The sequence below is a fragment of the Variovorax sp. YR566 genome, assembly GCF_051992195.1.
Classification (GTDB): Bacteria; Pseudomonadota; Gammaproteobacteria; order Burkholderiales; family Burkholderiaceae_C; genus Variovorax.
The window spans coordinates 168261-193917 of the sequence record NZ_CP197092.1 but is presented as its reverse complement, the minus strand read 5'-3'; the positions used below and the strand labels follow the sequence as shown (position 1 = coordinate 193917).

29 protein-coding genes and 1 pseudogene are annotated in these 25657 nt (G+C 62.3%); 11 read left to right on the top strand and 19 right to left on the bottom strand.

The genetic code is table 11. The features are described from left to right. Positions 1-14 precede the first annotated feature (14 nt). A complete protein-coding gene (locus tag ACTG4X_RS00960; RefSeq protein ID WP_093057143.1) occupies positions 15-512 on the top strand; it encodes a polyhydroxyalkanoate granule-associated phasin in 498 nt (165 codons plus the stop codon). 13 nt (positions 513-525) lie between these two features. Here ACTG4X_RS00960 and ACTG4X_RS00955 read toward each other — a convergent pair whose 3' ends face one another. The 3 genes from ACTG4X_RS00955 to ACTG4X_RS00945 all read right to left on the bottom strand — a co-directional run bounded on the left by ACTG4X_RS00955 (position 526) and on the right by ACTG4X_RS00945 (position 3035). After that, on the bottom strand, positions 526-1773 hold the full coding sequence (locus ACTG4X_RS00955; RefSeq protein WP_440533079.1) for a metallophosphoesterase: 1248 nt from the start codon (positions 1771-1773) through the stop codon (positions 526-528). A gap of 134 nt (positions 1774-1907) precedes the next feature. Beyond that, complete coding sequence (locus ACTG4X_RS00950; RefSeq protein ID WP_440533078.1) at positions 1908-2399, bottom strand: hypothetical protein; 492 nt, start codon at positions 2397-2399, stop codon at positions 1908-1910. A gap of 111 nt (positions 2400-2510) precedes the next feature. Further along, on the bottom strand, positions 2511-3035 hold the full coding sequence (locus ACTG4X_RS00945; protein WP_093057146.1) for a hypothetical protein: 525 nt from the start codon (positions 3033-3035) through the stop codon (positions 2511-2513). 400 nt (positions 3036-3435) lie between these two features. Here ACTG4X_RS00945 and ACTG4X_RS00940 point away from each other — a divergent pair, with 400 nt between their 5' ends. Continuing rightward, positions 3436-3849: a DUF4124 domain-containing protein gene (locus ACTG4X_RS00940; RefSeq protein WP_440533077.1), complete on the top strand. Its 414-nt coding sequence runs from the start codon at positions 3436-3438 to the stop codon at positions 3847-3849. A 36-nt stretch (positions 3850-3885) separates the two neighbouring features. Here the strand turns inward: ACTG4X_RS00940 and ACTG4X_RS00935 are convergent, their stop codons facing one another. Genes ACTG4X_RS00935 through ACTG4X_RS00925 form a run of 3 tightly spaced genes read right to left on the bottom strand, consistent with a single transcriptional unit; the run spans position 3886 to position 6327 of the window. Then, entirely contained in the window at positions 3886-4476 is a 591-nt protein-coding gene (locus ACTG4X_RS00935; protein WP_440533076.1) for a cysteine hydrolase family protein, read from the bottom strand. A 14-nt stretch (positions 4477-4490) separates the two neighbouring features. Beyond that, complete coding sequence (locus ACTG4X_RS00930) at positions 4491-5366, bottom strand: isocitrate lyase/PEP mutase family protein (protein WP_093174637.1); 876 nt, start codon at positions 5364-5366, stop codon at positions 4491-4493. 7 nt (positions 5367-5373) lie between these two features. After that, positions 5374-6327, bottom strand: coding sequence for a tripartite tricarboxylate transporter substrate binding protein (locus tag ACTG4X_RS00925; protein ID WP_093057153.1), 954 nt, complete (start codon positions 6325-6327; stop codon positions 5374-5376). A gap of 221 nt (positions 6328-6548) precedes the next feature. Here ACTG4X_RS00925 and prpR point away from each other — a divergent pair, with 221 nt between their 5' ends. Beyond that, on the top strand, positions 6549-8546 hold the full coding sequence (prpR, locus tag ACTG4X_RS00920) for a propionate catabolism operon regulatory protein PrpR (RefSeq protein ID WP_440533075.1): 1998 nt from the start codon (positions 6549-6551) through the stop codon (positions 8544-8546). A 205-nt stretch (positions 8547-8751) separates the two neighbouring features. Here prpR and ACTG4X_RS00915 read toward each other — a convergent pair whose 3' ends face one another. Both ACTG4X_RS00915 and ACTG4X_RS00910 read right to left on the bottom strand, forming a co-directional pair. Beyond that, positions 8752-8898, bottom strand: coding sequence for a hypothetical protein (locus ACTG4X_RS00915; protein WP_298704825.1), 147 nt, complete (start codon positions 8896-8898; stop codon positions 8752-8754). Next, positions 8895-9917 carry a hypothetical protein gene (locus ACTG4X_RS00910; RefSeq protein WP_125950222.1) on the bottom strand — a complete coding sequence of 341 codons (1023 nt, stop codon included), beginning with the start codon at positions 9915-9917 and terminating at the stop codon, positions 8895-8897. Before ACTG4X_RS00910 ends, ACTG4X_RS00915 begins: the two co-directional genes overlap by 4 nt. Positions 9918-10344: 427 nt before the next feature. Between ACTG4X_RS00910 and ACTG4X_RS00905 the strand changes: the two are divergent. The 7 genes and pseudogenes from ACTG4X_RS00905 to ACTG4X_RS00875 form a co-directional block, all read left to right on the top strand. After that, positions 10345-11133, top strand: a pseudogene (locus ACTG4X_RS00905) (tyrosine-type recombinase/integrase); the annotation flags it as partial. Between the two features lie 334 nt (positions 11134-11467). After that, on the top strand, positions 11468-12037 hold the full coding sequence (locus tag ACTG4X_RS00900) for an ankyrin repeat domain-containing protein (protein WP_440533074.1): 570 nt from the start codon (positions 11468-11470) through the stop codon (positions 12035-12037). 149 nt (positions 12038-12186) lie between these two features. After that, a complete protein-coding gene (locus ACTG4X_RS00895; protein ID WP_093083024.1) occupies positions 12187-12597 on the top strand; it encodes a hypothetical protein in 411 nt (136 codons plus the stop codon). Positions 12598-12750: 153 nt separating this feature from the next. Further along, complete coding sequence (locus tag ACTG4X_RS00890; protein WP_440533073.1) at positions 12751-12966, top strand: barstar family protein; 216 nt, start codon at positions 12751-12753, stop codon at positions 12964-12966. A gap of 527 nt (positions 12967-13493) precedes the next feature. After that, positions 13494-14183: a hypothetical protein gene (locus ACTG4X_RS00885; protein WP_440533072.1), complete on the top strand. Its 690-nt coding sequence runs from the start codon at positions 13494-13496 to the stop codon at positions 14181-14183. Positions 14184-14332: 149 nt separating this feature from the next. After that, positions 14333-14788: a hypothetical protein gene (locus ACTG4X_RS00880; protein WP_440533071.1), complete on the top strand. Its 456-nt coding sequence runs from the start codon at positions 14333-14335 to the stop codon at positions 14786-14788. Positions 14789-14935: 147 nt separating this feature from the next. After that, entirely contained in the window at positions 14936-15391 is a 456-nt protein-coding gene (locus ACTG4X_RS00875) for a hypothetical protein (RefSeq protein ID WP_440533070.1), read from the top strand. A gap of 89 nt (positions 15392-15480) precedes the next feature. Here ACTG4X_RS00875 and ACTG4X_RS00870 read toward each other — a convergent pair whose 3' ends face one another. The 4 genes from ACTG4X_RS00870 to ACTG4X_RS00855 all read right to left on the bottom strand — a co-directional run bounded on the left by ACTG4X_RS00870 (position 15481) and on the right by ACTG4X_RS00855 (position 17232). Then, complete coding sequence (locus ACTG4X_RS00870; RefSeq protein WP_440533069.1) at positions 15481-15963, bottom strand: hypothetical protein; 483 nt, start codon at positions 15961-15963, stop codon at positions 15481-15483. 61 nt (positions 15964-16024) lie between these two features. Then, complete coding sequence (locus tag ACTG4X_RS00865) at positions 16025-16279, bottom strand: CPCC family cysteine-rich protein (RefSeq protein WP_440533068.1); 255 nt, start codon at positions 16277-16279, stop codon at positions 16025-16027. A gap of 103 nt (positions 16280-16382) precedes the next feature. Beyond that, positions 16383-16757 (bottom strand): hypothetical protein, encoded by a 375-nt coding sequence (locus ACTG4X_RS00860; protein ID WP_440533067.1) that lies wholly within the window; start codon positions 16755-16757, stop codon positions 16383-16385. 139 nt (positions 16758-16896) lie between these two features. Continuing rightward, the gene (locus tag ACTG4X_RS00855; protein ID WP_440533066.1) at positions 16897-17232 is read right to left on the bottom strand and encodes a hypothetical protein; all 336 of its coding nucleotides are present in this window, start codon (positions 17230-17232) and stop codon (positions 16897-16899) included. Positions 17233-17332: 100 nt separating this feature from the next. On the opposite strand from ACTG4X_RS00855, the gene ACTG4X_RS00850 reads away from it, so the two are divergent. Next, the gene (locus ACTG4X_RS00850; protein ID WP_354337951.1) at positions 17333-18493 is read left to right on the top strand and encodes an IS30 family transposase; all 1161 of its coding nucleotides are present in this window, start codon (positions 17333-17335) and stop codon (positions 18491-18493) included. Positions 18494-19318: 825 nt separating this feature from the next. On the opposite strand, the gene istB is transcribed toward ACTG4X_RS00850, so the two are convergent. The 7 genes from istB to ACTG4X_RS00815 all read right to left on the bottom strand — a co-directional run bounded on the left by istB (position 19319) and on the right by ACTG4X_RS00815 (position 25409). After that, positions 19319-20098, bottom strand: coding sequence for an IS21-like element helper ATPase IstB (gene istB, locus ACTG4X_RS00845; RefSeq protein WP_440532734.1), 780 nt, complete (start codon positions 20096-20098; stop codon positions 19319-19321). A gap of 65 nt (positions 20099-20163) precedes the next feature. Further along, complete coding sequence (gene istA, locus ACTG4X_RS00840) at positions 20164-21687, bottom strand: IS21 family transposase (RefSeq protein ID WP_440532735.1); 1524 nt, start codon at positions 21685-21687, stop codon at positions 20164-20166. A gap of 179 nt (positions 21688-21866) precedes the next feature. Beyond that, complete coding sequence (locus ACTG4X_RS00835) at positions 21867-22256, bottom strand: surface-adhesin E family protein (RefSeq protein ID WP_440533065.1); 390 nt, start codon at positions 22254-22256, stop codon at positions 21867-21869. Between the two features lie 279 nt (positions 22257-22535). Further along, positions 22536-22952, bottom strand: coding sequence for a hypothetical protein (locus tag ACTG4X_RS00830; protein ID WP_440533064.1), 417 nt, complete (start codon positions 22950-22952; stop codon positions 22536-22538). Positions 22953-22976: 24 nt separating this feature from the next. Next, complete coding sequence (locus ACTG4X_RS00825; protein WP_440533063.1) at positions 22977-23282, bottom strand: hypothetical protein; 306 nt, start codon at positions 23280-23282, stop codon at positions 22977-22979. 440 nt (positions 23283-23722) lie between these two features. Continuing rightward, positions 23723-24094 carry a DUF7674 family protein gene (locus ACTG4X_RS00820; RefSeq protein ID WP_440533062.1) on the bottom strand — a complete coding sequence of 124 codons (372 nt, stop codon included), beginning with the start codon at positions 24092-24094 and terminating at the stop codon, positions 23723-23725. 43 nt (positions 24095-24137) lie between these two features. After that, positions 24138-25409, bottom strand: coding sequence for an acyl-CoA thioesterase/bile acid-CoA:amino acid N-acyltransferase family protein (locus ACTG4X_RS00815; protein ID WP_440533061.1), 1272 nt, complete (start codon positions 25407-25409; stop codon positions 24138-24140). Between the last annotated feature and the right edge of the window lie 248 nt (positions 25410-25657).

Here is a 25657-nt window from a genome sequence, read left to right as displayed (position 1 = left end):
GCGCACCGCCCCACATGTCGTCTCTTACCTCCGCCGCCCGTCTGGCCAATCCGCTCATGCAGTGGCTCGACCTGGCGCTCAAGACCAACGAGATGCTGCTGTCCTCCGGCTCGGTGATCCGCATCCGGACCGAACGCATCGCCAAGGCCGGGCTCGCGCCCAGTGCGGCCGACCTGGCGGAATTCCAGCTCATGGGCGACGAGAAGCTCGCGGCCGCGAGCGAATCGGGCATTGCGATGGTGAAGCAGTGGCACCGCAGCCATTTCTCGCTCGCCAACCGCGTGCTGCAGCAATGGGTTCAGAGCACGACGGCTTTCTTCTCGCTGGCGGGCAGCGTCACGCCGGCCCAGGCGGCAGCGCATGGCGACGCATTCGTGCAGTCGGCAGCCGGCACGGTCAACGCCGCGAGCCAGTTCCCAGGCATTGCGGTACGCATAGCGCGCGAAGGCCTCAAGCCTATTCACGCAGCAGCCACCTCCAACGCCCGCCGGCTGGCCGAGCTGGAATCCTGATCGAGGAAGCCCCTCAGGGCTTTGCCGGTACCAGCGTCAGCAGAGTGATTTCAGAAGGCGCGCCAAAGCGCTTCGGCGGGCCCCAGTAGCCGGTGCCCCGGCTCACGTACACCCACATGTCGTGCAGTCGGTGCAGGCCCGCCGTAAAGGGCTGCTGCATCGGCACGAACAGGTTCCACGGAAAGAACTGGCCGCCGTGCGTGTGGCCCGACAGCTGCAGCTGGTAGCCGGCAGCTGCAGCCAGCACCGCGCTGCGCGGCTGGTGCGCGAGCAGCACGCGCGTGTGCACCAGCGGCGGTGCGTCATGCAGCGCCAGGTGTGGATCGCTGGCATGCGCGGCGTCGAAATGCCCGGCGGTGAAGTCGGTCACGCCGGCCAGCACCAGCGCGCTTTCGAACAGTTCTTCGTCGGTCTGCGCGCCGCGCACGTTGCGCGTCTGCAGCACCACGTGTTCATTGAGCAGCACCTTCAGGCCCAGCCGACGCAGCTCATCGATCCAGGCATGCGCGCCCGCGTAGTACTCGTGGTTGCCCGTGACCACAAAGGTGCCGTGGCGCGCGCGCAGCCCGGCCAGCGGCGCGATGTGCTCGCGCAGTTCCGGCACCGTGCCGTCGACCAGGTCGCCGGTGATCGCGATGGCGTCGGCGCCGAGGCGGTTCACCGCGTCGACGATGCGCTGGAGGTAGGCGCTGCGGATCGTCGGCCCCACGTGGATGTCGCTGAGCTGCGCGATGGTGAAGCCTTCGAGCGCCTGCGGCAGGCCCTGGATGGGCACGTCCACCCGCTTCACGCTGGCCGTTCGGCGCGCATTGAGAAAACCGATTACCGACGTGGCCGTGGCCATCGTCAGCACCGCCAGCGCGCTCCATGGCTGCAGGGCGTTCCAGTGCACCTGCACGCCGCCCAGCGCACTCGCGAGCCAGGTCAGCAGCAGGCCCGCATCGCGCACCAGCGTCAGCACGAACATCGACGAGAACCAGCCCATGCTGATCAGGCCGACCCACTTGAGTACCTCGCCCGCCGATGCGTCGCGCCCGATGCGGCGCGATGCAAAAGGCAGCGGAATCGTCACCGCCGACACCACCAGCGCGAGCAGCGCCAACGGCCATGCGGGCGTGAGCATGGCCAGCGCGGGCAGCAGGCGCAGCGCTATATAGACATGCAACAGCGCGGTCAGGGCGCTCAGGGGACGGATCGGCATCGGGGCAATGGGTTCGGGCACTGCCCGGGATACACCACCTGCAAGGCGCATGCCGCGCATTCAAGATACCGGGAGACGCCGCAATCGCTATTTTTTCTATAGCGCAAGGCGCCCGGATAGCAGGCGTTGTGGCCTGGTGGAGTTAACAAAGCGGGTGCCGGCCGGATGCGGTGCCGGCGCCCACTTTCGCCGCGCTACTGCACCGTGCGCGTGCTGGCCGAAGCCATGTCGGTGCCCGCCGGCCAGACGAAGGTCGCCTTGGTCGGCGCGCCCTGCAAAACGTGCAGCGGTTGCTTCAGCACCTGGCTGCCGAGTCGCGCCTCGACCTCGTAGTTGCCCGGGTCCAGCCGCGCCACCATGAACGGGCCGCCCGACACCACGTTGTCGAGCAGCGCGACACCGCTGCTGTCGCGCACCGTCACGTGCACATTGGCCGCGAAGTCGGCGCCTTTGCTGTCCTTGACAGCGAACTCGAAGGTGGCGGGCCAGCGCGGCGACACCGTCTCCATCAACTGGGCCTCGTCGCTGCCGATGCCGCCGCTCATGTACTCGACGCCGTGCGCCATGTAGATCGGCGGGTTCACCGCCGCTTGCGCAGACGAAAGCGCGCCGAGCAGAACGGCGCCGCAGAACACCGCGGCCGCCAGCGGCCGCATCGTGCGCGATGATGGAAAACGGGGGGTCATGGTCTGGATCCTTTCCTGGTCGTCGTGGCGAAGCCACGGTGCCACTGTGCGGCGCGTGGCTTAGGAAAGGCTGACCGGCCCGCCAGGCCAGGTAGCGGAGCGGCCGACCGCTCAGCGGGCGGCGGAAGTTTGCGCGAGGGCCTGCGTCTGCGGCAGCGCCGGCGTCACCGAAGCCATGTCGAAATTCGACGGCCAGACGAACGACGTGCGCGCCGGCATGCCGGCAATCACCACCAGCGACTGCGTCAGCGTGAGACCGCCGAGCGTCACGTTCACGTCATAGGCGCCCGGATTGAGGCGCGCCAGCATGTAGGGGCCTTGCGACTGCACGTCCATCACGACCTGGCCGGTGTATTTCTGGCGCACCTCGATCAGGGCCTTGGCCGGAAAGCCAGCCACCTGCGCGCCCTTGCCGTCGCTCACGCCGAATTCGATGGTCGCGGCCCAGCGCGGCGACACCATTTCCATGAATGCGGCTTCATCCCTGGCGGCGCCACCGCACATGTATTCGATGCCCTGCGCCACCTGGATGGGCGGGTTCGAGAACGCATGGGCCGAAGTCACGGCCCCGAGGAATGCTGCTGTACCGCCCAATACCAGCGCGGCCAGGGGCCGGCGGAGACGCGTAGGGTTCATTGCTGTGTGGTCCTCGATCTTGCGTGACGTGAAATCCGTCGAGGATTTTGCTTAGCAAGAGTCGGGCTAGATATAGCGTTTACGAGGAACGATCTTCGGATTGGAACTGAATGCTATTGTTTTCATAGCTGATGACGGCCGTGTGACGCGCGTGCGGGCTACTTTTATTAGCAGACCTCACGGAAACCCTGATCCGTGCTTTTCGCCGAGTCATGCGGCGTTTTGGCGTCTGAATCCGTAAACGTGCAGGGGTGCGCGCCTACAGCGGTGCATCGCGGCGCGCGATATGAACTGCTGAACGGATACACAGAGCTTCAGCCATGACCCTCGAATCGACGATCGAAGAGTTCAAGAAAGTGGACGCCCGGCGGGCGGGGACGTTGCAGAGCGGGGGCCTGGCATGGCCGCGGCACTGAGCGGGCGGCCGGAAACCGGCCTCGGGTCGCAACGCTATTGGGCGCCGTGCCTGGCGTTGGCGTTGCTGGCGGTGTTCCTCTTCTACGTGGCACTGACGGACTTGCTGAGGGAGCGCGCGGCGCGAGCGCCTGTCCAGGCGGTCGTGGTCCCTGCGGTCGTTCGGCAGCCGCCGGCGACCGCTCGCTCCGGCGATGCACTACCGGCGAGTTCGGCTGCCCTGCCCGTTCGGGCATCCGCCTTGCCGGCCTCGCCATCCACCCCTTCCGATGTGTTGCCAGTAGCGGCAGCGCCTGCTCGCTCTACGGTGACCAAGTGCGTCACGCCTTCCGGCACGGCCGAATATTCAGACGGCCCCTGCACCGAAGGCTCGCAGGTCTCGACTCTGCACCTCCAATGACAAGCGCCCGGCAGGACGTGTCCGCGGCGCCCGAAGCTAAGGCGAAATCGCTTCGCAAAACTCCGCCGTAGTGGCCACGGTCGCCTGTCTTGGAAAGATCTCGCGCAACAGGAACTCGTTCACCTTGGCATCCGGATCGGCGCACGCGTCCGACAGGACGATGACCCGATAGTCGAGGTCGTGCGCCTCGCGAACCGTGGAAAGCACCACGCCACTGGTGTGTACGCCGGCGAGCACCAGGGTCTCGATGCCCGCGCGCTGCAACTGGGCGTGAAGGTCGGTCGTCGAGAAGGCGCCCACCCGCGTCTTGCGAACAATGATGTCGCCCGGCGCGACGCCCAAATCCGGATGGACGGCAGTCGATGGGGAGTCGAGATGCATATGGGCGCCCGCCGCTTTGACGCGCACGCCCATGGCGCTGTGCCCGGGAAAGCGCTCGAGGTCGGCCGCATCGAAAGCCACGCGCACGAAGCCCACCTTCGCGCCTCGCGAGCGCATCAACTGCTGCACCGGCATGACCTTCGTGAACAGCGTTGCCGGATCAGGAAGGAAGCCCAGGATGCCGGGCTGGTAGTCCATGACCAGCAGCGCCGATCGCTGGATCTCCGCGGTTGAAAGCCTGTTCATGGCACTGCCTGGACCTAGATGTAGAGACGCTCGAGCGCGTCCCATTGGGGTTTGCCGACGAGGCGCTGGCGCTCGGCGAAAGGGGCTACCAGCGCGGGATCTTCCTCCAGGCGCTTGTCGTCCCGCAAGGCGGTGAGCGCCTTCTGCATGCCGGCCACCGCGCCCTGCAAGGCTGCGTTGGCGTACAGCACGAAGCCGTAGCCCAGCGCGCCCAGCTCCTGCGCGCCGAAGGTCGGCGTCTTGCCGCCGATCACCATGTTCATGAGCTGCGGCTTGTTCAAGCGTTGCGGCATCGCACGCACTTCGTCGGCCAGCGTCACGGCTTCGACGAACAGGATGTCGGCGCCGGCCTCGCTGAACTTCTGCGCGCGCTCGATGGCGGCCTCGAAGCCGTGCACGGCGGCCGCGTCGGTGCGGGCCATGACGAGCAGGTCGCTGTCCTGCCGGGCGTCGACAGCTGCCTTGATCTTGCCGAGCATCTCGTCGGTGTCGATCACCGCCTTGCCCGAGAAGTGGCCGCAGCGCTTGGGGCTGACCTGGTCTTCGAGCTGGATGCAGTCTGCCCCCGCCCGCTCGAGCACGCGCACCGTGTGGCGCACGTTCAGCGCATTGCCGAAGCCGGTGTCGGCGTCGACCAGCAGCGGCAGGTTCACCGCGTCGCGGATGCGCGCCGTGTGCTCGGCGATCTCGTGCAGGCCCATGAAGGCCTGGTCGGGCAGGCCGAGGTACATGTTGGTGACGCCCGCACCGGTGATGTAGATCGCCTCGAAGCCGAGGTCTTCGATCACGCGTGCCGACATCGCGTTGAACGCGCCCGGCACCAGCACGCCGCGGCGTGCCTCGGCCAACCGGCGCAGGGTTTTCTTCGGAGATTCGTTGGTCGTGCTCATGGGGTTCTCAGTCTTCCTTCATGCCGGTGGCCTTCACGACGCCACCGAGCCTTGCGCGTTCTTCGTCGACGAACTTGGTGAAGCTCGCACGCGTGCCGCCGATGGGCTCGATGCCCATGTCCTTCAGGCGCTTGGCCGTCTCCGGCGACTTCATGGCTGCGTCGATCGCAGCGGCCATCTTGTCGAGGATGGCGTCAGGTGTGCCGCGCGGCGCATGCACGCCGGCCCAGTGCGCGATGCGGATCTCGGGAAAGCCCTCTTCAGTCGCCGTCGGCAGCTCGGGGTAGGCCGAGATGCGCTGCGTCCACGTGCCTGCCAGTGCCTTGAGCTTGCCGCTCTTGATGTACGGCAGCACCACGATGCTGGCCTCCGACGTCGCCTCGACCTGGTTGCCGAGCACCGCGGTGATCGACTCCGAGCCGCTCTTGTAGGGCACCACGTCGAGCTTGCTGCCGTATTTCGTCTCGAGAATGCCTTCGACGAAATGCGGCGTGCTGCCCGTACCCGCCGTGGCCCAGTGGAAGCCGTTGCCAGCCTTCTTCGACGCGGCGACGAACTCCTTCAGATCCTTGTAGGGCGCATTGGCCGGCACCACCACCACCGAGGGCGCCAGCGCGATCATGGCCACCGGCACCAGTGCCTCGTCTTTGTAGGGCATGTTCTTCTTGATCATGCTGTTCGACACCACGCCGGCCGCGCTCACCAGGAAGGTGTAACCGTCGGGCGCGCTCTTGGCGACCACGTCGGCGCCGAGGATGGCGCCCGCACCGGGCTTGTTGTCGATGATCACCGGCTGGCCCAGTTGCTTCGATGCTCCTTCGGCCGCGGCGCGCGCCATCAGGTCGTTGGCACCGCCCGCAGAGAACGGCACGACCAGCCGGATCGGCTTGGTGGGCCATGTCTGTGCCTGGACGCTCAGAGATAGCGTGCAAGCCAGGGCGGCGGCGGTTGCGCATGTCACTGCAGAAAGGCGACGGAAGTTCACGGTTGGCTCCTGGTTATTTGGGAAAACAAGACCACGGGGGTCTTATCCAGGGTGCGCAAGCGCTATGCCATAGACCGGATTCGCAAGTCGTTGGATATAAGTCATTGATCCAAAAGGAATTTATGACTTTCCTCGGCAGTCCGTCCACGCGCGATGTTTCAAATTCATTTCACTTTTGAAATCATAAAATCCGTCGAATGAACGCACTCGTCCTGCCACCTGCCCATTCGTCCGCCGCGCCTCGCCGGCCTCGCATCGTGGCCGTAGCTCGCCACCGACTGGGCCGCGTGCTGGTGCGACTGGTACCCGAGGTGGCGGCGCAGGCGCAAATCGAACTGGTAGGTCTTGCCTTCGACGAGGCCGTCGAAGCGGTGCGCGAACTGCATGCGCGCGCACCGGTCGACGCGGTGGTGGCGGCAGGTGCCAGCGGCGAATGGCTGCGCCAGCATCTGGACATCCCGGTGGCCATGGTGGAGGTACGCGGCTTCGACCTGATGCGTGCGCTGGCGGCCGCGCGCGCCCTCTCGCCCCGGGTGGGGCTCGTGTCGTTCGACGGTCCCTCGGAGCATCTGGCGCAGCTCGACGCCCTGTTCGGCATGGGCATTGCCCAGTTCAGCTATCGGGGCGCCGACGATGCCCCCGCCTGCGTGGAGGCGCTGCGCGCGGCTGGCGTCCAGGCAGTGGTCGCGCCTGGCCTGGTCGCCGACCTGGCCGAGCAAGCCGGCATCGCCAGCGTGCTGATGTATTCGGACGATGCCGTGCGCCAGGCGCTTCAGGACGCCATCCATCTTGCGCGCCACAGCCTTGCCGAGCGGGCGCGCCATGAACGGCTAAACACTGTCCTCGGCCAGCTGCAGGACGGCGTGGTCGCGGTGGACTTGCAGCAGCGCATCGAGGCGCTGAACCCGGTCATGGCGGAACTGCTGGGAGCCTCCGTCCAGGAACTAGCGGGCCGCGTGCTGGGCGAAGTGGAGCCCGTGCTGGACCTCGGCGCCACGCTGCGCCTGCGCGAGGCCCCGGCCGAGGAGGTGCTGCAAATCGGCATGCGTACGTTGGTGGTCCGGCGCGCGCCCGTCATGGAAGGCGGCGAGGTCACCGGCGCGCTGCTCGTGTGCCGCGACCCGGCGGTGATCCAGCGCGCGGACCGCCACCTGCGCGCCAACCAGCGGCAGCGGGGCGCGCCCACGCGATACCGGCTTGAGGCATTCACAGGCAACAGCCCCCTGGCGCAGCGCGTGCGCGAGCTTGCCGCGCAATGCGCATCAAGCGAGGCCACGGTCCTTATCGTTGGGGAGAGCGGCACCGGCAAGGAGCTCGTGGCGCAGGGCATTCATACCGCCAGCCGGCGAGCGACGCAGCCGTTCCTGGCCGTGAACTGCGCCGCCCTGGGCGAGAGCCTGCTGGAGAGTGAGCTGTTCGGCTACGAGGAAGGCGCCTTCACTGGCGCGCGGCGCGGCGGCAAGACAGGCCTGGTCGAGGCCGCCCACACGGGCACTCTGTTTCTCGACGAGATCGGCGACATGCCGCTGGCGCTGCAGACCCGGCTGCTGCGCGTGCTGCAGGAGCGGGAGGTGCTTCGCCTCGGGGCGACCGCTGCCGTGCCGGTGGACCTGCGCGTGATCGCGGCCACCCATGCCGACCTCGCATCCCAGGTGGAGCGCGGCCTCTTCCGGCGCGACCTGTACTACCGGCTCGCGGTGCTGCGCATCGAGATGCCTCCCCTGCGCGATCGCGAAGCCGACATCGCGCTCCTGGCTGCCGAACTGATGGGCCGCCGCGCCGGCAGGGCTGGCGTACCGGCAGCACAGGCATCGGCCTGGCTCGCCGCTTTGCTGGAACTGGCCGCGGGCTACGGTTGGCCCGGCAACGTGCGCGAGCTGGAGAACCTGGTCGAGCGCCTGCTGGCTTGCCACAGCTACCTGGCGCCCGCCGGCAACCTGGACCGGGCCCGTCTGCTGGAGGTGTTTCCCGAATGCACCCAAGCTCGCCCGGCGCCCGTGCGCGAGCGCCTGCTGAAGGGTGCGCGCCGCGCCGCTGAACTACGTCGCGTGCGCGAGGTGCTTCAATCGGTGCAGGGCGACCAGGCCAAGGCCTGCGCCGTGCTCGGCATCAGCCGCGCCACGCTGTGGCGGCGGCTGCGCGATGAAGAGTCGGCGACGGACGCTGGTCCCACGCCAAAGAAAACGCGCGCCTAGTGACGGGTGCCAACATATGTGAAATCAGACCCGTTGATTTATAAGGGGGTTTTCATTTTCTGTGGCACAGCGGAGGCTTGTTTGTGCCACGGAAAATGAAAGGATCGGATTTTTGTGACACAGAAAATGAAATGAATTTTTCGCATTCTTTTGTGCTCAATTTCTGAGCATCGACGCCTGCAAATGCGGCGTCGATGCGCACCCTCTAAAAGCGCGGAAAAGCGAAGAGCGTGATGGCACCCACGATGACGATGGCTGACCCCATCAGTCGCCTGAGTCGACGGGTGGTCACCCCTTCCCATCTAAAGGCACCACTCCCCTTTGTGAAGTCGGCCTCCAAAAAGATTTTCATGACTCAACTCCTTCGCGATGCAGAAGCTCTCTGAAGTACTGGAAGGTCTTTGAATACTCTTGCGTTGCAACAATGCGGGCCCATTCCTTGGTCTCCTTAGCAACGGCAGACTCCGGAATCACATAGTCGTCCGGGTGCCACGAGATGTGGCGCGGATTGCGCCCAATGACTGTGGCGGGCAAGGCCTCACCGTTGATCAGAAGGTCATAGTCTGCGGGCGCAAGGTGCCTGCCGTTGACGTAGATGCCGAGGTGGTACGCAAAATAGACTACGAGCTTGATGTGCTCTCGGCACGGCTGGTATGACCAGCGCCCCTCGTCCCAGGCTTCGAATGTCTGGAGGGTTTCTCCACCTGGCAGCGCCTTGCTGCGAGTCAGCATCGGTAGAAAGTGCGGTTGCCGGCTCCAGTCGTGACTGTCGTCGACCATTTCAAGATCGGCGCCTTGCTTGATGAACAACGTCAACTCTGTCTCGGTGCAGGAATGCTTGGCCTCGACCAGCTTCTCTGCTGCAACCTCCATCGACTTGTACCAACAATGCGGCGTGGGTCGGAAGACCTGATCTCCCTTGCCAGCCAGCCAGTCATATTCGACATAGAAGCGCTCTGCAACGCTGCGCAGCACAGGAGACGATAGCTTGAGCTGCAGCGACTCCACCGAAGCCAGATCCGCGAGCGTAATGCCGAGATCGGATAGCGCTTCCACCGCCGCAGGGAAAGACAGGTCGTGCTCTTTGATCAGGATGCCGAAGCGCTCTGCGACCCCTCGCAGCGCCGCGGCCCCGCTGTCGCGCCCCTGCGTGGCCATGGCAACGCCATCAAGAATGGCCCCAGCCACCCCGGCAATGGAGCCACCCAGGTATGCGGCTTGCGCCTCTAGGAACGCCCGCGTCTCCGGACGAACGACGACAGGAAAACGACCAGGGTTTGCGGATGCCGGCTGCTTCAGCGAAGCGTCCGTCGCCGCGCCTACCAACCGGTAGAGAATTTCTTGCAGGGAGGGAACAAAGCGGGTTGCCATATGAGCGATTCATTTTGATTCATGCGAATCTAGGTGAATCAAATTGAATCGTCAAGCGTTTTTCGCCTTGCCGCACGACTTCGCATTCGGTCGTCTGCGTGCCGGTGACACACTTCATTGGGTACACGCCCGACATATGCAAGCAGCAAATAGCACGCCCGACATAGCCTCCGATCTGACTTTGGCCAAGGTCTTGATCAAGGGCTCAGAGGAACAGCACGCGCACTACGCCTCCTGGGATGCGCCATACCTGGGTACACCGGCCATCGTCGTCTTGGCAGTCAGCGCCAGAGCGCCTTCCACGGATGCGCCCGGTCCGACACCGCCCGCGCAGCGAGAACCCTTGCATTTCATCCTGGTCGAGCGGCGCCTCAGCTTCACGCGGGCGGAAAACGGCGAGGTTGAACAAGCCCGTATCGAGCTGCGGTACGCGCTGTCCGTGGCTGGTGCATTGTTCCGCTGGCTGATCCAGCAACGCTACGTGCTGGCCAATCCTTTTGCGGGCATCAAGGTTCGCGGGGCCTCGTCCACTGAGTCTTCGGCCCTCACGCGGGTCTTCAGTGAAGGGGAGTGGGGGATCGTGCAGGCCGTAGCTGTTGGCTTGGAATGGATGTATGGCTGGGAACCGGCCGCCGCGCAACGCTTGCGCTTTGTGCTGGACTTCTCCTACGCGACGGGGTTGCGCATTGGCGAACTGGTCAGCGCGAGGCTCGGTCAGCTCGAGACCGACGGCCACGGCGATCATTGGCTTCGGCTGATGAGCAAGGGCGGCAAGATTGGCAAGGTGGCCCTCCCGTCCCTGGCGCGTTCCGCTTTGGATCGATATCTCATGCAGCGGCAGCTGACGACGACGCCGTCCCGATGGAACCCGAAAACGCCTCTCGTCGGGAGCCTGGACCCGGACAGCGATGCCGGCATCACTGCGACGCGCATCTGGAACGTCATGCGACGATTTTTCACGCAGGTCGCAGAGGTCATTGAGGCGGACAGTCCTGCGCTCGCGGAAAAGCTTCGTCGCGCCAGCCCGCACTGGATGCGTCACACCCACGCGACCCATGCGCTGGCGCGAGGAGCCGAGCTGATAACCGTGCGCGACAACCTGCGTCACGCGTCGATCACGACCACCTCGCTCTATCTGCATGGCGACGAGGTCAACCGGGCGCGACAGATGGATGCGGCGTTTGCCGCGCGGGATGTCCAAGTCGCTCGTAGGTGAGCGTTTTGAAGCAACTGCTCCTTACCCCCCAAATGTCTGAGGCATGCCTCCCTGGCATGTGCAACCCGCAGTAGGTGGCACGAGGCCGACGAAGCCTGAGCCTGGTGGCACGTCGGCCGTCGCTGGACGTCCCGGGGCGCATAAAGGCTGAGACAGAGCAGCAGTGGTTGAAGTTGTTCAGCGTAGCCGCACCCACGCACTCAGGTAGGCCGCCGTTGTACGTCCGCTTTGAGCCCTTTCGCCGTGGCAGCGCGACCGGCTACAGTCGGCCAGCAGCGGACATAGGACGCGTGACCTTCTGCCTAACCTACTAACCAGCCGTAGCACATCACGAATGGAATTGATCCTCTATGTGCCGGGCGATCCGCCGGCGAATCGAATCGTCGCCGCCGGCGCTGCGGGAGAAGTCCCACTCATCGCTTCACTTCTGCAGCAAGGTGTCCCAATCGATGCGCAGCACACGCATTACAAACAGACCGCCTTGCACGCAGCCGCCGATGCCGGTCATCTACCTGCCGTCGGCTACCTGATCGACCAAGGGGCCGACCTCAATGCACTCGACAACATTGAAATGACGCCACTGATGCATGCCTGTTCTCGAGGCAGAAGCACGGTGGCGTTGAGACTTATGGCTGCAGGCGCGAATGTCGAGCATGAACGATCAGACGATCAGATGACCGCATTGAAGTTCGCGCTGTGGGGCAGGTGCTCGCGCACAGTGATCCGGCAACTTCTCGCTCAGGGTGCCAAGAGGCCGGAGGCTGGATTTCCCATCGTCCACCTGTCTTCCGAAGAGCCCCGTTTCAACCCTCCGATCCGCCTGCTGTTTCTCAGCCTGCTTTTGATCACGATCGTCGTCTCAGTGGTTTTCATCCTGAAGCATGTCGATGAAATGGGCTTGTGATGCCAAGCCTTGCCTCTCAGCAAACGCGGCTGCGACTGACTGCTTCGGAGCAAAGCGTAAGACGGCTCAGGGCCCGTTCACGACGGCGGCGCGACCGGCTACAGTCGGCCAGAAGCGGTCGGTCGCCTCACCAACCCATAAGTAACAAGATGGATGCTCTGCTGCACCTATTTGTCCGCGACGCCGAGGACGATGCGTTCGACCTGGAGCGAGAGGTCACGGCTTTTGCCTCACAGGCAGGCTGGGACGCGACGCTTGCGGAGCTGATGTTATTTTTGGCTAGGCCAGCCAGGAAGGAGTTCTGGTACTCGGCTGCGGCGGTGTTGTACTGGGCCGTTAGCGATAGACGACCGCTTCCCATGTCTTCCGCTGACTGCATCGCGCGGTTGTATCGCTGCCTAGAGATGCTTCCGAACCTTGGCGCCGACGCTCCCGGCGAGGGTGACAATCTCGTCTGGAGCATCGCTATCAAGCTCAAGGGAGTGAGCTACGAAACATCCTGGCAGCCGCTTGCTGACCCCGAAATCAAAGAGCGACTTGCTGCGCTTCGCCCGTCCTGAGCAACGGCTACAGTCGGCCACAAGCCGACCTTCGATAGCGGCTCACAGTTGTGTCAGAAATGAGGAGATTGGAACGGCATGGTGGCGCGTAAAGACGAGGTGACGGTAGAGCTGAGCGACGTGAGAAGCTCGCTCGAACTTCAGAATCGGCTAATGACCGCGCTCGACTTTCCAGGGTGGTACGGCCGGAACTGGGACGCCTTCTGGGACGCAATCGCAGGGTTGGTGGAAATGCCGCACCGGCTGCGATTTGCCGGCTGGGCCGACTTCGCAGACCGCCATCCGCGTGATGCCAAGCAGCTCCGTGAGTGCCTTGCCAGGATGCGAGCCGAACTGCCAACCCATGCCGCCGTGGTTGCCTATGACTAGGGGCGGGATGCGGTCACAGCCGGACTATTGCGTTGTTCACGTTAGGAGCACCCATTGAGCCTGCCTGATACGAAAGAGGCCATTCGCCGCCGGCTCTTCATCGCGGCTGTTCGCAGCGGCAACCAGACTCCACAGTTTGGCTTTCAGATCTGCCCCGACTGCGGCGGCCGAGGCTCCATTTGCGTGGAGCGAGAAGTGAGTGGGCGCCGGAGTGCGGCGTTCGAGGAGTGCCCGGAGTGCCACGGTGAGACCATAGTCCCTGCATAGCAACTCACGCGATACAGCCGATCAAATAGCCCGGCGGTGCATCCGTTTTTGAGTAGCGGCGACTTCTGCTCAGGGTTCGTTCACGACGGGAGCGCGACCGGCTACAGTCGGCCAGGAGCGGTCCTTCGGCTTGCCGAGCCAATTTGCGTGCGCACGACTTGCTCCTCCGCAATAATCGGGCGCAACCGGACGTTTTCGAGCACGGTCAGAAGCTCGCTTCGTATCAATAAAGCCGACTGCTTAAACAATCCGCCCCACAGATGCTCTACAAACTCGCGACACTACTTTTTCTTTGCTCTGCAGCCGTTACCGCTGGGGCTGAGCAAGTAACGCTTGGTGGCCGAACTCTGAACATTCCGACGCCGGCTGGCTACTGCGTAGCAGGCGCAACTAAGGACGAAAAAGAGGGCTTTGACCGCATCGCGTTTGGGATGGGCGCTGACAACAAGCTCCTCTTCTATTTCGTTGAGTGCAAAGAACTTGCCCGCGTTCGCGACGGCAGCGCTGGCTATCGTGGTGGATACAACTCGTATGTGACGGTGGCGGCAACTGCACCGAAGGGCGTAATTTACGTACACGACGAGGTCACTCGCCAGCAGTATGTCCAACTGCTCGCCAAGGGGATGGGCAAGGGCATCGCAGCCGAAGAGGGCATTGAGCGCGCCATGAAGCGAGTCAGGCAATTCGGTGCTGGCGATCAGGCGGTGCAGAACTTTGGTGTGGTTGGAGTCGACGAGAGTGCTGCATATGTCAGCGTAGTTACGGTCGGCGCGGCGCAGGATGGAAGCCGAGGGCTTGACTACGTTATGACCGTTGGCGGGCCGACCATCATCAAGGGTGTGCGTCTTGGCTATACGGCTGTTTGGTTGCGAAAGAGCCCTGATGAGTTGCCAGAAATGTTGAAGCAACTCAAAGCAGTATCTGCCTCACTCGTGGCTTCAAACAAATAGCCTCAGTGTCTACTTGGGACGCTTGGCGGTTTCCTCGGCTACGCCGGGTGGCTTATGCATGCACCCGCAACGATGCCAGGGGCTGACGTGATCGAACCGGCCAAGACAGGTCATTCGCTGCGCCTCTTTAACTGTTACGAGCCTCGCATATGTGGCCATTCAAAAAAGTCACGGCGGCCTCGCCGACAACAGTCGTTCCCGCGCCAGCAATGGTGGCGAAAGCCAAAACCAATGCTGACATCCGGACTAGTGGTCGTCGCTTCGCACACGGAGAGTGCTCGGGCTGCATAGATCAACACCAATTCTCGGAAAAGCTAGGGGCTCTCGGTCTTGAAGTTGAAGAGCGCAACTACAGCATCACCGTCTCAGAGTTCGAATGTCTGACCTTCGAGTTCGAATGGGATACGGATGACCTTGTGAGCATTGAGGGAACCGCGGCTACAGGTGCAGTTTTGCGAACAAACATATCTCGGCTTCACGAAGTTCTGACCCGAGGAGGGATACGACACTGGATAGAGATCACCGACGATGTTCAAAATCGGCTTGAGTATCTGCATCATCAGTGGCCCGACGAGGATTGCGCGCAACACGTCGATTGCTGCTGATGGCGGTTAATTTCGGTGGAGAGCGATGACCGCTTTGGAGAAATGTGACCGGCGGCTCAGGGCCCGTTGCAGTCTTTCCGTCTGCTCCATAGCTGACCTTAAGTTGCTCACGCTGGCCGCTGATCGCCGCTCGCTAACATCGTCCAAATGCACATTCAGCAGCAAACATTGATAACGATCGCCGACTGCCTCAACCAGGGCGCTCGGAATTATTCTGTTTTCCTGCAGACCTATCGAATTCCTCGCAGCGGTGAGACATCGTCGAGCCAGCTTATTTGCGATGCGTTTGGCAAGTCCAGCGTAATGGTCGGCGAGTTTCAGCAAGTGACGGCGGCGGACGTCATTTCCGAGGTGCGCGGCTCGCTCACCTACGTGGGCGACAGCGGTGTGGGCCCAGCGCCAGCGGCATTGCAAGCCCCTGTCTTTCAAGAGGCGATATCCGGATTGACCTCGCAGATCAATGCCACGGCCCAAGGTTCGATCACGATCGAGCGGTTCACATTGCCCGAATGGCATCCTGCCTATCCCGTGTTTTGGGATTTCGCATTTCTCTTTACTTCTCCAACTGAAGCCACCGTGCTCATCGGATCCAGTTCAGATTGACTGAAGTGCACAGCGTCTTCACCCTTGGAAGGCAAGCATAGAAGCCTGCCTATGGCCGACTGCAGGTGTTTCACTCAATGAGCTTGGGCCTACTTGCGGCTTGCATTTGGCATGCCCAAGGGAACGTAGTCCTTGCTCATGACCACCTTCAGCGCTTCCCTCTCCGACTCGGACATGGGCGCAGCAGACTTGATGATGATCTGCTCGGTAAGTTGAGTGTTGCATGCCAAGGTCACTTCGTCTCCAACTGCCGTTCCTGGCGGACGAGGATGAGTGAACACGTCCATTGCGACCAGCGCTACCAACTCCCTTGAGAAGTCCGGAACCTCCGGATTCGCCATCGCCTTGTCGAGTCCCAAACGAAGTTCCTCCAAACTCATACCCGCAGACCTCTTTTCATCGGTGGCACTCGCAAATCGACCCAATTCAGTGCAGATGCTCCCGCGAGACAGCATTGCTACCGACAAGGCCGACTCTGCTGCGAACAGACTGCGGAAATCTTGTGCCGCTACCTGCGGCAGGAAACAAGCGGAGACGAGAAACAAAGCGACTTGAGTGATTCTGCTGCTCATATGTTTGTATGGCACGGCCACGCGTCAGCGCTCTGCTATTGGCCCACTGTGCCGCAAGTAGTCAGGCACGCTCGGACATGAAAGGCTGCCGCACACTGTGCAGAAAGCGCGGGTCACTTGCGCCGCACGCTTTGAAGTTCTCCCGCGCTTGCTTCAAACTGAGACTGCCATTCGGGCCACCGCGAACCACCGTCGCATCATCATCTTGTCCATCGTCTTCCCAAAAGCATACGGGGCAGATTTCGAAGCCGCCTCGCTCCGCCAGAGTGAGATGTCGACAGCAAGGGCAGGATAGACCGGGCTTTTCGCTGGGCATGGTGTGGTCTGGGTGGTACTTCAGGTCAATGATTCAGGAAGTGTCCGCTCCTGAGCAAATTCTGCCTCGGCAACGAGCGGCCGGTTCTGGCCGACAGTCGCCTCTACTTCGGATTGACAGACGTCGACTTTATTGAGCCGTCAGCGCTGACGACAATAGAGATCTGGCCTCCCAATTGGGACTGCCGAGCACCAACATACCATTCCCCAGATTTGCGGCCGATAGAAAAAGCGGGGCCCCATCGGAGGCCCTCGCGCAGGGCGTGGCTTCTTGCCGCGAGAAAGGCTGCCACTGCATCCAAACCATCGGTATCGTCAATCAGCTGGCCATCGCTCTGACGAAATCGGAACGTCACTTCAGAATCAAATGTCACATTCCATTCGCCGCCTTCAAGACTCCACCAAAAGGTCGGTAGTGTGTCGCCCCAGCGGGAACGGCCCATCTCGATGGCTTTCGATAGCGCTTCTACTTCATCCATAGTGACTGTCCGCTCTTGATCTACATCGTGCCGTCACGACAAACGGCTGGTTCTGGCCGACTGTAGCCGGTCGCGCTGCCGCCGCTACGAACCCGTTGCCGACCTGTGCTTCGCGCAAGAGCAGCAGCCGTGCGGAACGTCAGCGTAGCTGTTCCGCACTACATGAGGCGCAGAAACTTGCAGCCGGCGTGCGAAGCGGTTTACCGCATTCATGGCACGGTGGGCCGTAAAGACTCATCCTGTGGTGGAGAAGAGCATTGGGATTCGTCTCCTTGAAACCGGTGATTCGCTCATATGCGGCCAACGATAGATAGCCAAGACCGGCTTTCTGCGCCTCCGCCAATGTGCATCCCGTCTCTTCTCGATATCTCTTCACCTGCTCGATGTAGCTGATCGGGTTGACTGCTTGCCATTCTTCCTCGGTCAGCATGGGCATGTCAGCCTTGCAGCGCCAACAATACATCGTGATCGCCATTGAATCCCTCCCTAACCGTTTCGAAAGTCTGCTTATGAGGGCGGATTCAACCGGTCGATGCAACACACTGATTGCTGCGTACGCAGAAGGAGTGTTGCAGATGAAGTACCGGACGCGAACCTACTACACGGACAGCCAAAAAGCATTGATGTGGGAGCGATGGAAGCAGGGGTGGACGCTCCATCAGATTGCGCAGCTGTTCAATCGGGCGCACACGTCGGTGCAGGGAATTCTGTCCCGCACTGGCGGCTTTCGACCACCGCCGCGCAGCCGTTCTGTAAGAGCGCTGACCTTGGCCGAGAGAGAAGGGATCTCTCGCGCCGTGGTGGCCGGCCAATCAATTCGCGCAATTGCTGCCCTGCTCGGGCGAGCGCCATCAACGATTAGCCGCGAGATCAAGCGCAATGGGGGGCGATCCAACTACCGGGCGACCGAAGCGGAGGGCGCTGCTTGGAATCGTGCGCTTCGCCCCAAGCAGTGCAGGCTGGCGGTAAACAGAGCTCTGGCGCAAATCGTGACTGACAAGCTTCGGCTGCTGTGGTCGCCGGAACAAATCGCCGGGTGGCTCAAGCATACTTATCCATGCGACGAGAGCCAACACGTGTCACACGAGACCATCTACCGCAGCCTTTTCATTCAAGCGCGTGGTGCCTTGAAGAAGGAACTGTTGCAGCATCTGAGACGCACGCGCGGCATGCGCCGGTCTCGGCATCACACTCAGAAGACCGACACCCACGGGCAGATCGTTGGCGCCGTCTCCATCAGCGAACGGCCCGCATCCATAGAGGATCGCGCGGTGCCTGGTCACTGGGAAGGAGACTTGGTCTTCGGCAGCCACAACAGCCAGATCGCAACGCTGGTTGAGCGTCAGACGCGGTACGTCATGCTCGTGAAAGTGGGTGGCAAGGACACCGAGACGGTCGTCAACGCCTTGATCAAGAACGCTCGAAAGCTTCCTCAAGAGCTCTACAAATCGCTGACATGGGATCGAGGCAAAGAGATGGCCGGACACAAGCGCTTCACGCTGGCAACAGACATCCAGGTCTACTTCTGTGATCCACGCAGCCCTTGGCAACGCGGCAGCAACGAGAACACGAACGGTCTGCTCAGGCAGTACCTGCCCAAGGGCATAGACATCTCAAGCTACTCACAAGCCAAGCTCAACGCCCTGGCGAGACAATTGAACGAGAGGCCGAGAAAAACTCTCGGCTTCCAGACCCCGGCTGAGATGTTCAGCCAGACCGTTGCATCGACCGGTTGAATCCGCCGGCAATTGAGGCGCGTCAGCGAGCGGCCGGTTCTGGCCGACTGAAGCCGCAAAGGTGCTCAGAGCGTTGGACCAGACGCGGCGAGAAACGACACCAGAAAGCAGTGGCTCAGCTACGGTTGATCTCAACGGCAATGGCATTCGCGAGGGCCATCCTTAGAGCCTGTCATTGTCCTTGGATACACAAGAGCCATCACACCCTCCTTGCTTTGAGTGGCACAAGAATCATGGCATCGCTGCGCAGGTGAGCCAAACCACTTGTCGCCATAGAGGGTGAAAAGTACGCCAGCTAAGCCAAATGTGACGACGACGAGAGCCGCAACCAAATCACGTGGCATGCCGCGCTTCTTTCTCTGGTGCTTTTGCAATCAACTGCTCCAGTATCAGTGCCACCGCCTTCAACGACTGTTCCTGGCCGAATTTTGCCCGACGCGGTGAACGCCCGGTTCTGGCCGGATTCTGCCGGAGGTCGCGATGGTCTGTCAGGGCGCCCAAAGCGACCAGGGGCCTTCTTAATCACGTTGACGGTCAGTGAGCGCTCGAGGTCATGTGGACATCATCTCTGTGCGGCGTACTGCTTACTTCATCGAGCAGAGCACCTTCTCGACAGTTTGCAAGACAGATTGGGGAACAACGGGGCGGCTCCGTGCGTATTTCGGCGAACGTGACCGCCCATTTCGGCCCATCGTGACCGGCACGCCGAGGGGTGAATTCGGCGTCATTTCGGCAACGTGACCACGCGTTTCGGTGATCGTGACCGCCCAGGTCGATGGCGGTGCTGCGCAGGGGGCAGAGTTTAGGGGGTCAGATTCGATCAGATCATTGGCTGGCCTCCTGAACTGCCTTTGTTGACTTGGCTGCTGCCCGCGCGGCCTTGCCTGTGCGACGCGACTCGCCCTCGAGATTGAAGCGCCGGCAGCTTTGCATCAATCGGTCGAGGATGGCGTCTGCGATGGTGGCGTCGCCCAGCCAGGCGTGCCAATGCTCGATGGGCAACTGGTGCGTGATGATCGTCGCGCGGTGGCCCACCCGGTCATCAATGACCTCCAGCAGGTCACCCCGGGTGACACTGTCCATCGGACCCGTTCCCCAATCGTCCAGGATCAACACGTCGACCTTGGCAAGCTGTTCGAGCCAACGTCGGAAGGTGCCTGCGCCGTGGAGGATGCGAAGCTCCTCGGCCAGACGTGGCACCCTCAAGTACAGCGCCGAGTGCCCCTGGCGACAGGCGTACTGGGCCAGCGCGCAGGCCAACCACGTCTTGCCCAGCCCGGTGGCGCCGGCGAAGGTCAGCGTCTCGCCCCGCTCGATCCAGGTCGACAGTGCGACGCCCATCAAGGTGGACCTGTCGATGCCGCGCACCGCCTCGAAGCTGGCGTCCTCCAAGGTAGCCGTGGGGTACTTCAGCTGGGCACGCTGCAGCAGCCGGGCCCGCTTGCGGTCACCTCGGGCATAGACCTCGCGCTCGACCAGCAGGGCCAGTCGCTCGTCGAACGACAGGTTCAGGCAGTCGGCCTGTTCTTGCTGCTGCTGCAAGGCGTCGGCAAAGCCCTGCAGCTTGAGTGCGCGCAGTTGGGTCAGGGTGGCGTTGTTGAGCATGGCGTGTGGGTGCAATGGATTGGATGAGTTCATGGTGGGCTCTGGGCTGGTGAGGTCGGTCGTCCTCACTGGTAGTAGCCCGGTCCGCGCAGGTTGGCGTGCGTCGGACTGGTCCATTCGGCTTCGGCATTCAGCGGCACCTGGTCACGGTTGTTGGCCAGCAGGTCGCGCACATGGCGGTAGCGGAAGGCGCCCAGTGCGAGGGCCCGCTCGCAGGCCGCCTCCAGCCGTGCCTCGCCATATCGGCGCGACAGGTTCAGCAGTCCCAGGCAGGAGCGGTAGCCGTGCTCGGGATGCTTGTAGGTCTGCAGCAGCCGGGTGATGAGTTCGCCGCAGGCCATGCCGATGCGTTGCCCCCAATCGATCAGACGCTGAGGCGTCCACTCCAGGTGGGCGCGGTGGGCAGCGGGCATGTGGGCCTCCACCGTGGTGTAGCCGCCGCGGCGCTCGTTGCGGGCGTGGGCGGCCACGCGCTGGCCGCGCAGCAGCAGCTCTACGCCGTGGCGGGTGAGGCGCGCCTCCAGGGTCTGGCCGACGAGCGCGTGAGGCACGCTGTAGCGGTGGCCCTCCAGCTCGACGTGGTAGTCGATGTGGACCTTCACCGTCTTGAAGCGGGCAAGCTCATAGGGTTGGCGCGGCAGCGCCATCAGAGCCGGCGCATCCAGTTCGGCGAACACGCTGGCGCGGCTGCCGGGCAGCTTCTGGAACGGCCGGTCGTTCACGCTCGATAGCAGCTCGGTGATGGCGGTATCGACCTGGGCGACGGTGTCGAAGCGATGGTGGCGCAGCCGCGCCAGCACCCAACGGGTGACGACTTGCACTGAAGACTCGGCAGTGGCCTTATCCCTTGGGGTTCGTGGGCGGGCGGCCAGCACCGAGGTACCGTAGTAGCGGGCGAAGTCGAGCACGGTGTCGTTAGCGCGTGGTTCGTAGCGGTCGGGCGAGGCGATGACCGCGCGTGCGTTGTCCGGCACGATCAACTGCGGCACACCGCCGTAGAAGTGCAACGCACGCACCATGCAGTCGATCCAGTCATCCAGGCGCTGGGCCGGGGTGGCGCAGGCGAAGACGTAACTGGAGGCGGCCATGGCCGAGACGAACACCTGGGCGCGGGCGCCGTCACTCAGTGGCACGGTGGGGCCGGCGAAGTCGATAAACAGCTTCTCGCCGGCGCGCCGGTGTTGGCGCATGGAGCGCTTGAGCGTGCGGGCGAACTCCTTGTAGTGCTCGCAGAACTGCGTGTAGCGCCAGGTGCGGCCATCGGGATGGGCGGCCACGTACTCCTGCCACAGCAGCATGAGCGTCATGCCCTTGCGGTCGAGCTCCCGATGAATGCGGCCCCAGTCGGGTTCGACGAAGGGCTGCGAGGTGGAGGCCCGGGGAAGCAGCGCGCTCGAGAGCTGCCGCTCGTTCCAATGCTGCACGCTCTCCCAGTCCAGGCCGGCGACTGTGGCCAGGCTGACGTACTTGGCGACGACGCCTTTGGAGACCTTGAGGGTAGTGGCGATCTGCTCGTAAGAGAGCTGGGCGTGCCACTTCAGGCGGATGACATCCTTGATCATGGGTAGAGACATTCGTTGCTTGGGCATCCCGCTCCTTCGACGGCAAAGCCGCCGAGGCTACGGTGCCCAGGGGTTGAGTTCTCTACGCAGCGCCGCCGACGCCCGGGCGCCTCCTCAGGAAGGCTCCGGACCGGCGGTCATGAACGCCGAAACGGGCGGTCACGATGCCGAAACGGCCGGTCACGATGGTCCGAAACGCGGACCGGTCACGATGCGCCGGAATGACCGGTCACGATGCCGAAATCGGCGGTCACGATGCCCCGAAATACGCAGCTCCGCTTGTCGCTGAAGTCGAGCATGTCTAGAGGCAGGCCAGTGCCCATCTTCTCCGTCATGATTACCAAGTATTGCATCGCAAGGGTGTCCTGCTTACAGTCAAAGTCCATGAAGACCTTATCGGACCAGTACGGCTTACCGTTGTACGACTGGACGGCCATGTGCTCACGCAGAGTCCAGGCCGAGACATGGCTACCTTTACTTTTGACCGAAGCCTTGTCGATGTAGACGGTGTGGTCGGCGCCCGTGGCGACGTGGGTCCATTCCGCGTGAGCCACGCTGCACATCACAACGCCCAGCACAAGAAGCAGTTTTTTCATTGATGGTTTTGGGTCATGAGCGTTGAAACTGAGGGGCGCGGTGAAGGTCGGCTTCCGGCCGCATTCTGCCTTCGCCCTACCGCGCCGCAACGAGGCAGCGCGCTTGGTCGTGGTCCCACGCTCCTCCGCGGTCCAAGCACTTGTCTATCGACACCTCTCGTGCAAGCCAGATTCCGGCGGCTGCGACGGCGGCCACAATAAGCAACAAGGCGATTCCGAAGCGAAGCCGGGTGGTCATGGGGAAGGTCTGCTCCTAGCCGTCTGCTGCTTAAACGGTTTTCACTCGACGCCGAGCGACTCGAGCACCTGCCCGCACTCCTTCTGAACCACGACCGCAGGCGAGCGATTGAGCTTGTCGACCGTCAGTCGGACAACGCTGTCGTAGTCGACACCTTGGCTCTTGCCCACAGCTTCTAGTGCCGTAGGGCCTCGCTCAAGTTGTGCTGCCCGACGTGTTTGCCATTTCGCAAAAGCGGGCGCAAACCTTTGCGCGAATCCCGGAAACCGATCCGAACAGACCGCCGAAGCTTCCCTCATTACAAGATAGTCAAGAAACACTCCGCCGTCAGCGAACTGCGTAGTTGCCGAATATCCGCTGCCGCTGATGACGAGCGCGCTCAGCGCCAGGACGCGCTTGACGTTTGCGAAGACTTTGTTCTTGGGAAGCATGATCGAAAGACTGGTCTTGGCCGTCACGAGCCGGCAAAAGAAAGGTCTGAACTATGCCTTCTTGGCTCGCACAAACGGAGCGATCCGAGTGGTGATCGAAGGCCAGTAGATAAAGGGCGTCAGCCCACTTGAAGTAGCCTCCCGCTTGATGCCAGTGGTTGATCCGAAGCCGTAGAGGTGCAGCTCAGTCGCACCAGTTTCAATCGCTTGAAGAAGTGCCATGCGGCATGCCGCAATCTTCGTGGCGTGCACAGAAACGCGATATGACGATGGGTCCGCAATAGCAGCATTTTCCTCGCAATGTGGAACAAACCAGTAGCCATCAGCATCCTCAAAAACGGTGAACTCTGCTTTCATCTGTTCTCCTCTCGTCATTGATGCACCGAGTCACGGACCAAACCGCTTGGAACAGCTCGGCGGATATCGCTGCAACTGTGCCGTACTCCCTCATTGTTGATTCCGCTTCCTCCCATTTACCTTCAGGAAGGATTCCGTACTGATCCGCGGCACGTTCGGTGTCGTACCGGAGCGCCGTTCCATCTGACTTTATTTCGACGTAACGTGCCCAAAAGCCGTCGGCTCCGATCTCCGAGTAACAGACGTACTCGTCGACTCCGACCGTATTTCCGCTTGAGCAATAAAGGCGATGCATCATTCGTAGGTCCAAGGTGCGAGGGGGCGGCGCAAACCGTCGGGTCACCACGTTCGCGCCCTTTCGAACGGACTGTGCCGAAGCCGCGAACGTCCGCTAGTTGGCGCATTGCGCCGGCACGGCGAACGGCCGGTTCTGGCCAAAGTTAGCCCTCGAACGCCAGCCATGCCTCTGCGTAGGTGCGCGACTTCGGGCCAAGAGCGGAGACAAACTGGGGAAGAACCTCGTACCGGCTTGCAGACGCTGTCAGCCCTTCGACAAACCCGGTCGCTGCGGCGTTTACCAACTCCGTATCGTCACTCTCCATTGCGGCCTCGACAAGGACCATTGCTCGTTTCGTCTCAGCAGCAGTCGGATCTTTTGAGGCGTCCAGCAACCGTTCAGCGAAGGTTGCCAACAAGGTCGTCGCAGGCGGCTCGTCCGGTGCCCAGTATTCGTCGGCCTCCTGGAGAGCTGGGTTCAGCAATTCGGATTGAGCGGCCAAAGCCTCGATGAACTTGCGAGATGACTTCTTCATGGGTGAACAGGGTTTGTGTGTCCGGTTCTGGCCGACTGTAGTCCTAGTCGTCAACCAGGGCGCTGCGCAGGAACGCGAGCATTCTGGGCCACGACTCCCGTCGTGCACGTGCCGTACCTTCAGGCGTCCCACCCATGTCCATTGCTTCGCCGGACACAGGATGCTTCGACTTGAGCATTGTTGTCGGAGCATTCGGCCAGGCAATGCTGTGTCCCGCACTCGCGTACGCCAGATGCTCGACGCGATGGCGAAAGCCTTGTTGCTTGAAGCGCTGAACGGCGAACTCCGTCAGTTCGGTCGACGGCCAAAGCTTGTCATCGATGCCGGTAATCATGAGGACGGGCCCGTTGATTCTTTCTACTCGGATGGAAGTTCTATTCGCGTATGCAGCATCTCTCAACGGAATGAAATACCAGTCGAAGCTGTCCTTTCTTGCATCGCCGGCGGCCAGCGCCTTGTCCCATTGCTCATAGGTAAGTGTTCGGGCATAGGGAATCTCTTGGCCGCTCTGCGTCCACGCGCCGTATCCGCTTTCGGGGTACGACGGCCACAAGATGCCGCTGGGCACGTAGGCGACTACCGTCCGAATCTCGGGGTAGGTCGCACCTAGAAGCAATGCAAGTTCGCCGCCTCGCGAGACACCCACGACGCCGATGTGCTTCGCGGCGACGCTAGTTTGAGCCGACATCCAATCCAGTGCCGTGCCAAAGTACTCGAGAGGGATGCGGTCGAGCGTTGGCGGCAAGCCTTCTGCGGCGAAATACGCTAAAGCGAGCGCCGCATACCCGTGGGATGCCAACAATGCCGCCATCTCCTGAGACCAGGCCAGCCCTCCGTTGGAACCACCAACTACGAGCACAGCCCGGTGCGGTCCGGGTTGGGCGGGCTCAAACATCTTGCCGAAAAGCCCGCCCTCTCGTACCTCTCGCGACACGACGCCTGGACCGATATAGACGCGACGAATTGGATGAGAGATCGGCGATGACTCGCCTTCCATCTCCGCAACCATCGTCGCGGTGAGAGGGTCCCTACTCATGCCCGCGAAGCCCTTGGCAAGGTCTCCATCCACTGGCGCCCGAGACCAGAAGAGCCCCATGGCATCCACACCTTCGTATGAGCCCGAAATCGGGGCATGACTACTGAGGTCCACAACTCCGTTGGAGTCCGCCTTGAAGGCGGCACTCGAAAAGAGAACAACATCATTAAAGCTACTCCAGAGCTTCAAGGTGATTGCCACCCCGGGCTGAAGGTCCAGAACACGAATCGCAACGGTCTCGTCAACGAGACAGGTTTGGGGCAATGTGTCGAACTTCATTGGCTAGGAAGGAATGTCAGGTTTTGAGCATATTCCGCCGTGGCCGCGAGCGACCGCTTCTGGCCGAAAGTAGCTGGACAGATCGTCGACGCAGAAGGCCCGAAACAGCCGTCGAAAGAGGAGCCCTGCAACGGAATTCTCTGGCACAACGAGCTTGCCTGGTCGATCAACTGGTCGAATGAGTCAGTGCGGTCACAAGTTGACCGTCTCGAAGTACTGCCCACCCCAGCGAATAGCACCATCGCAGT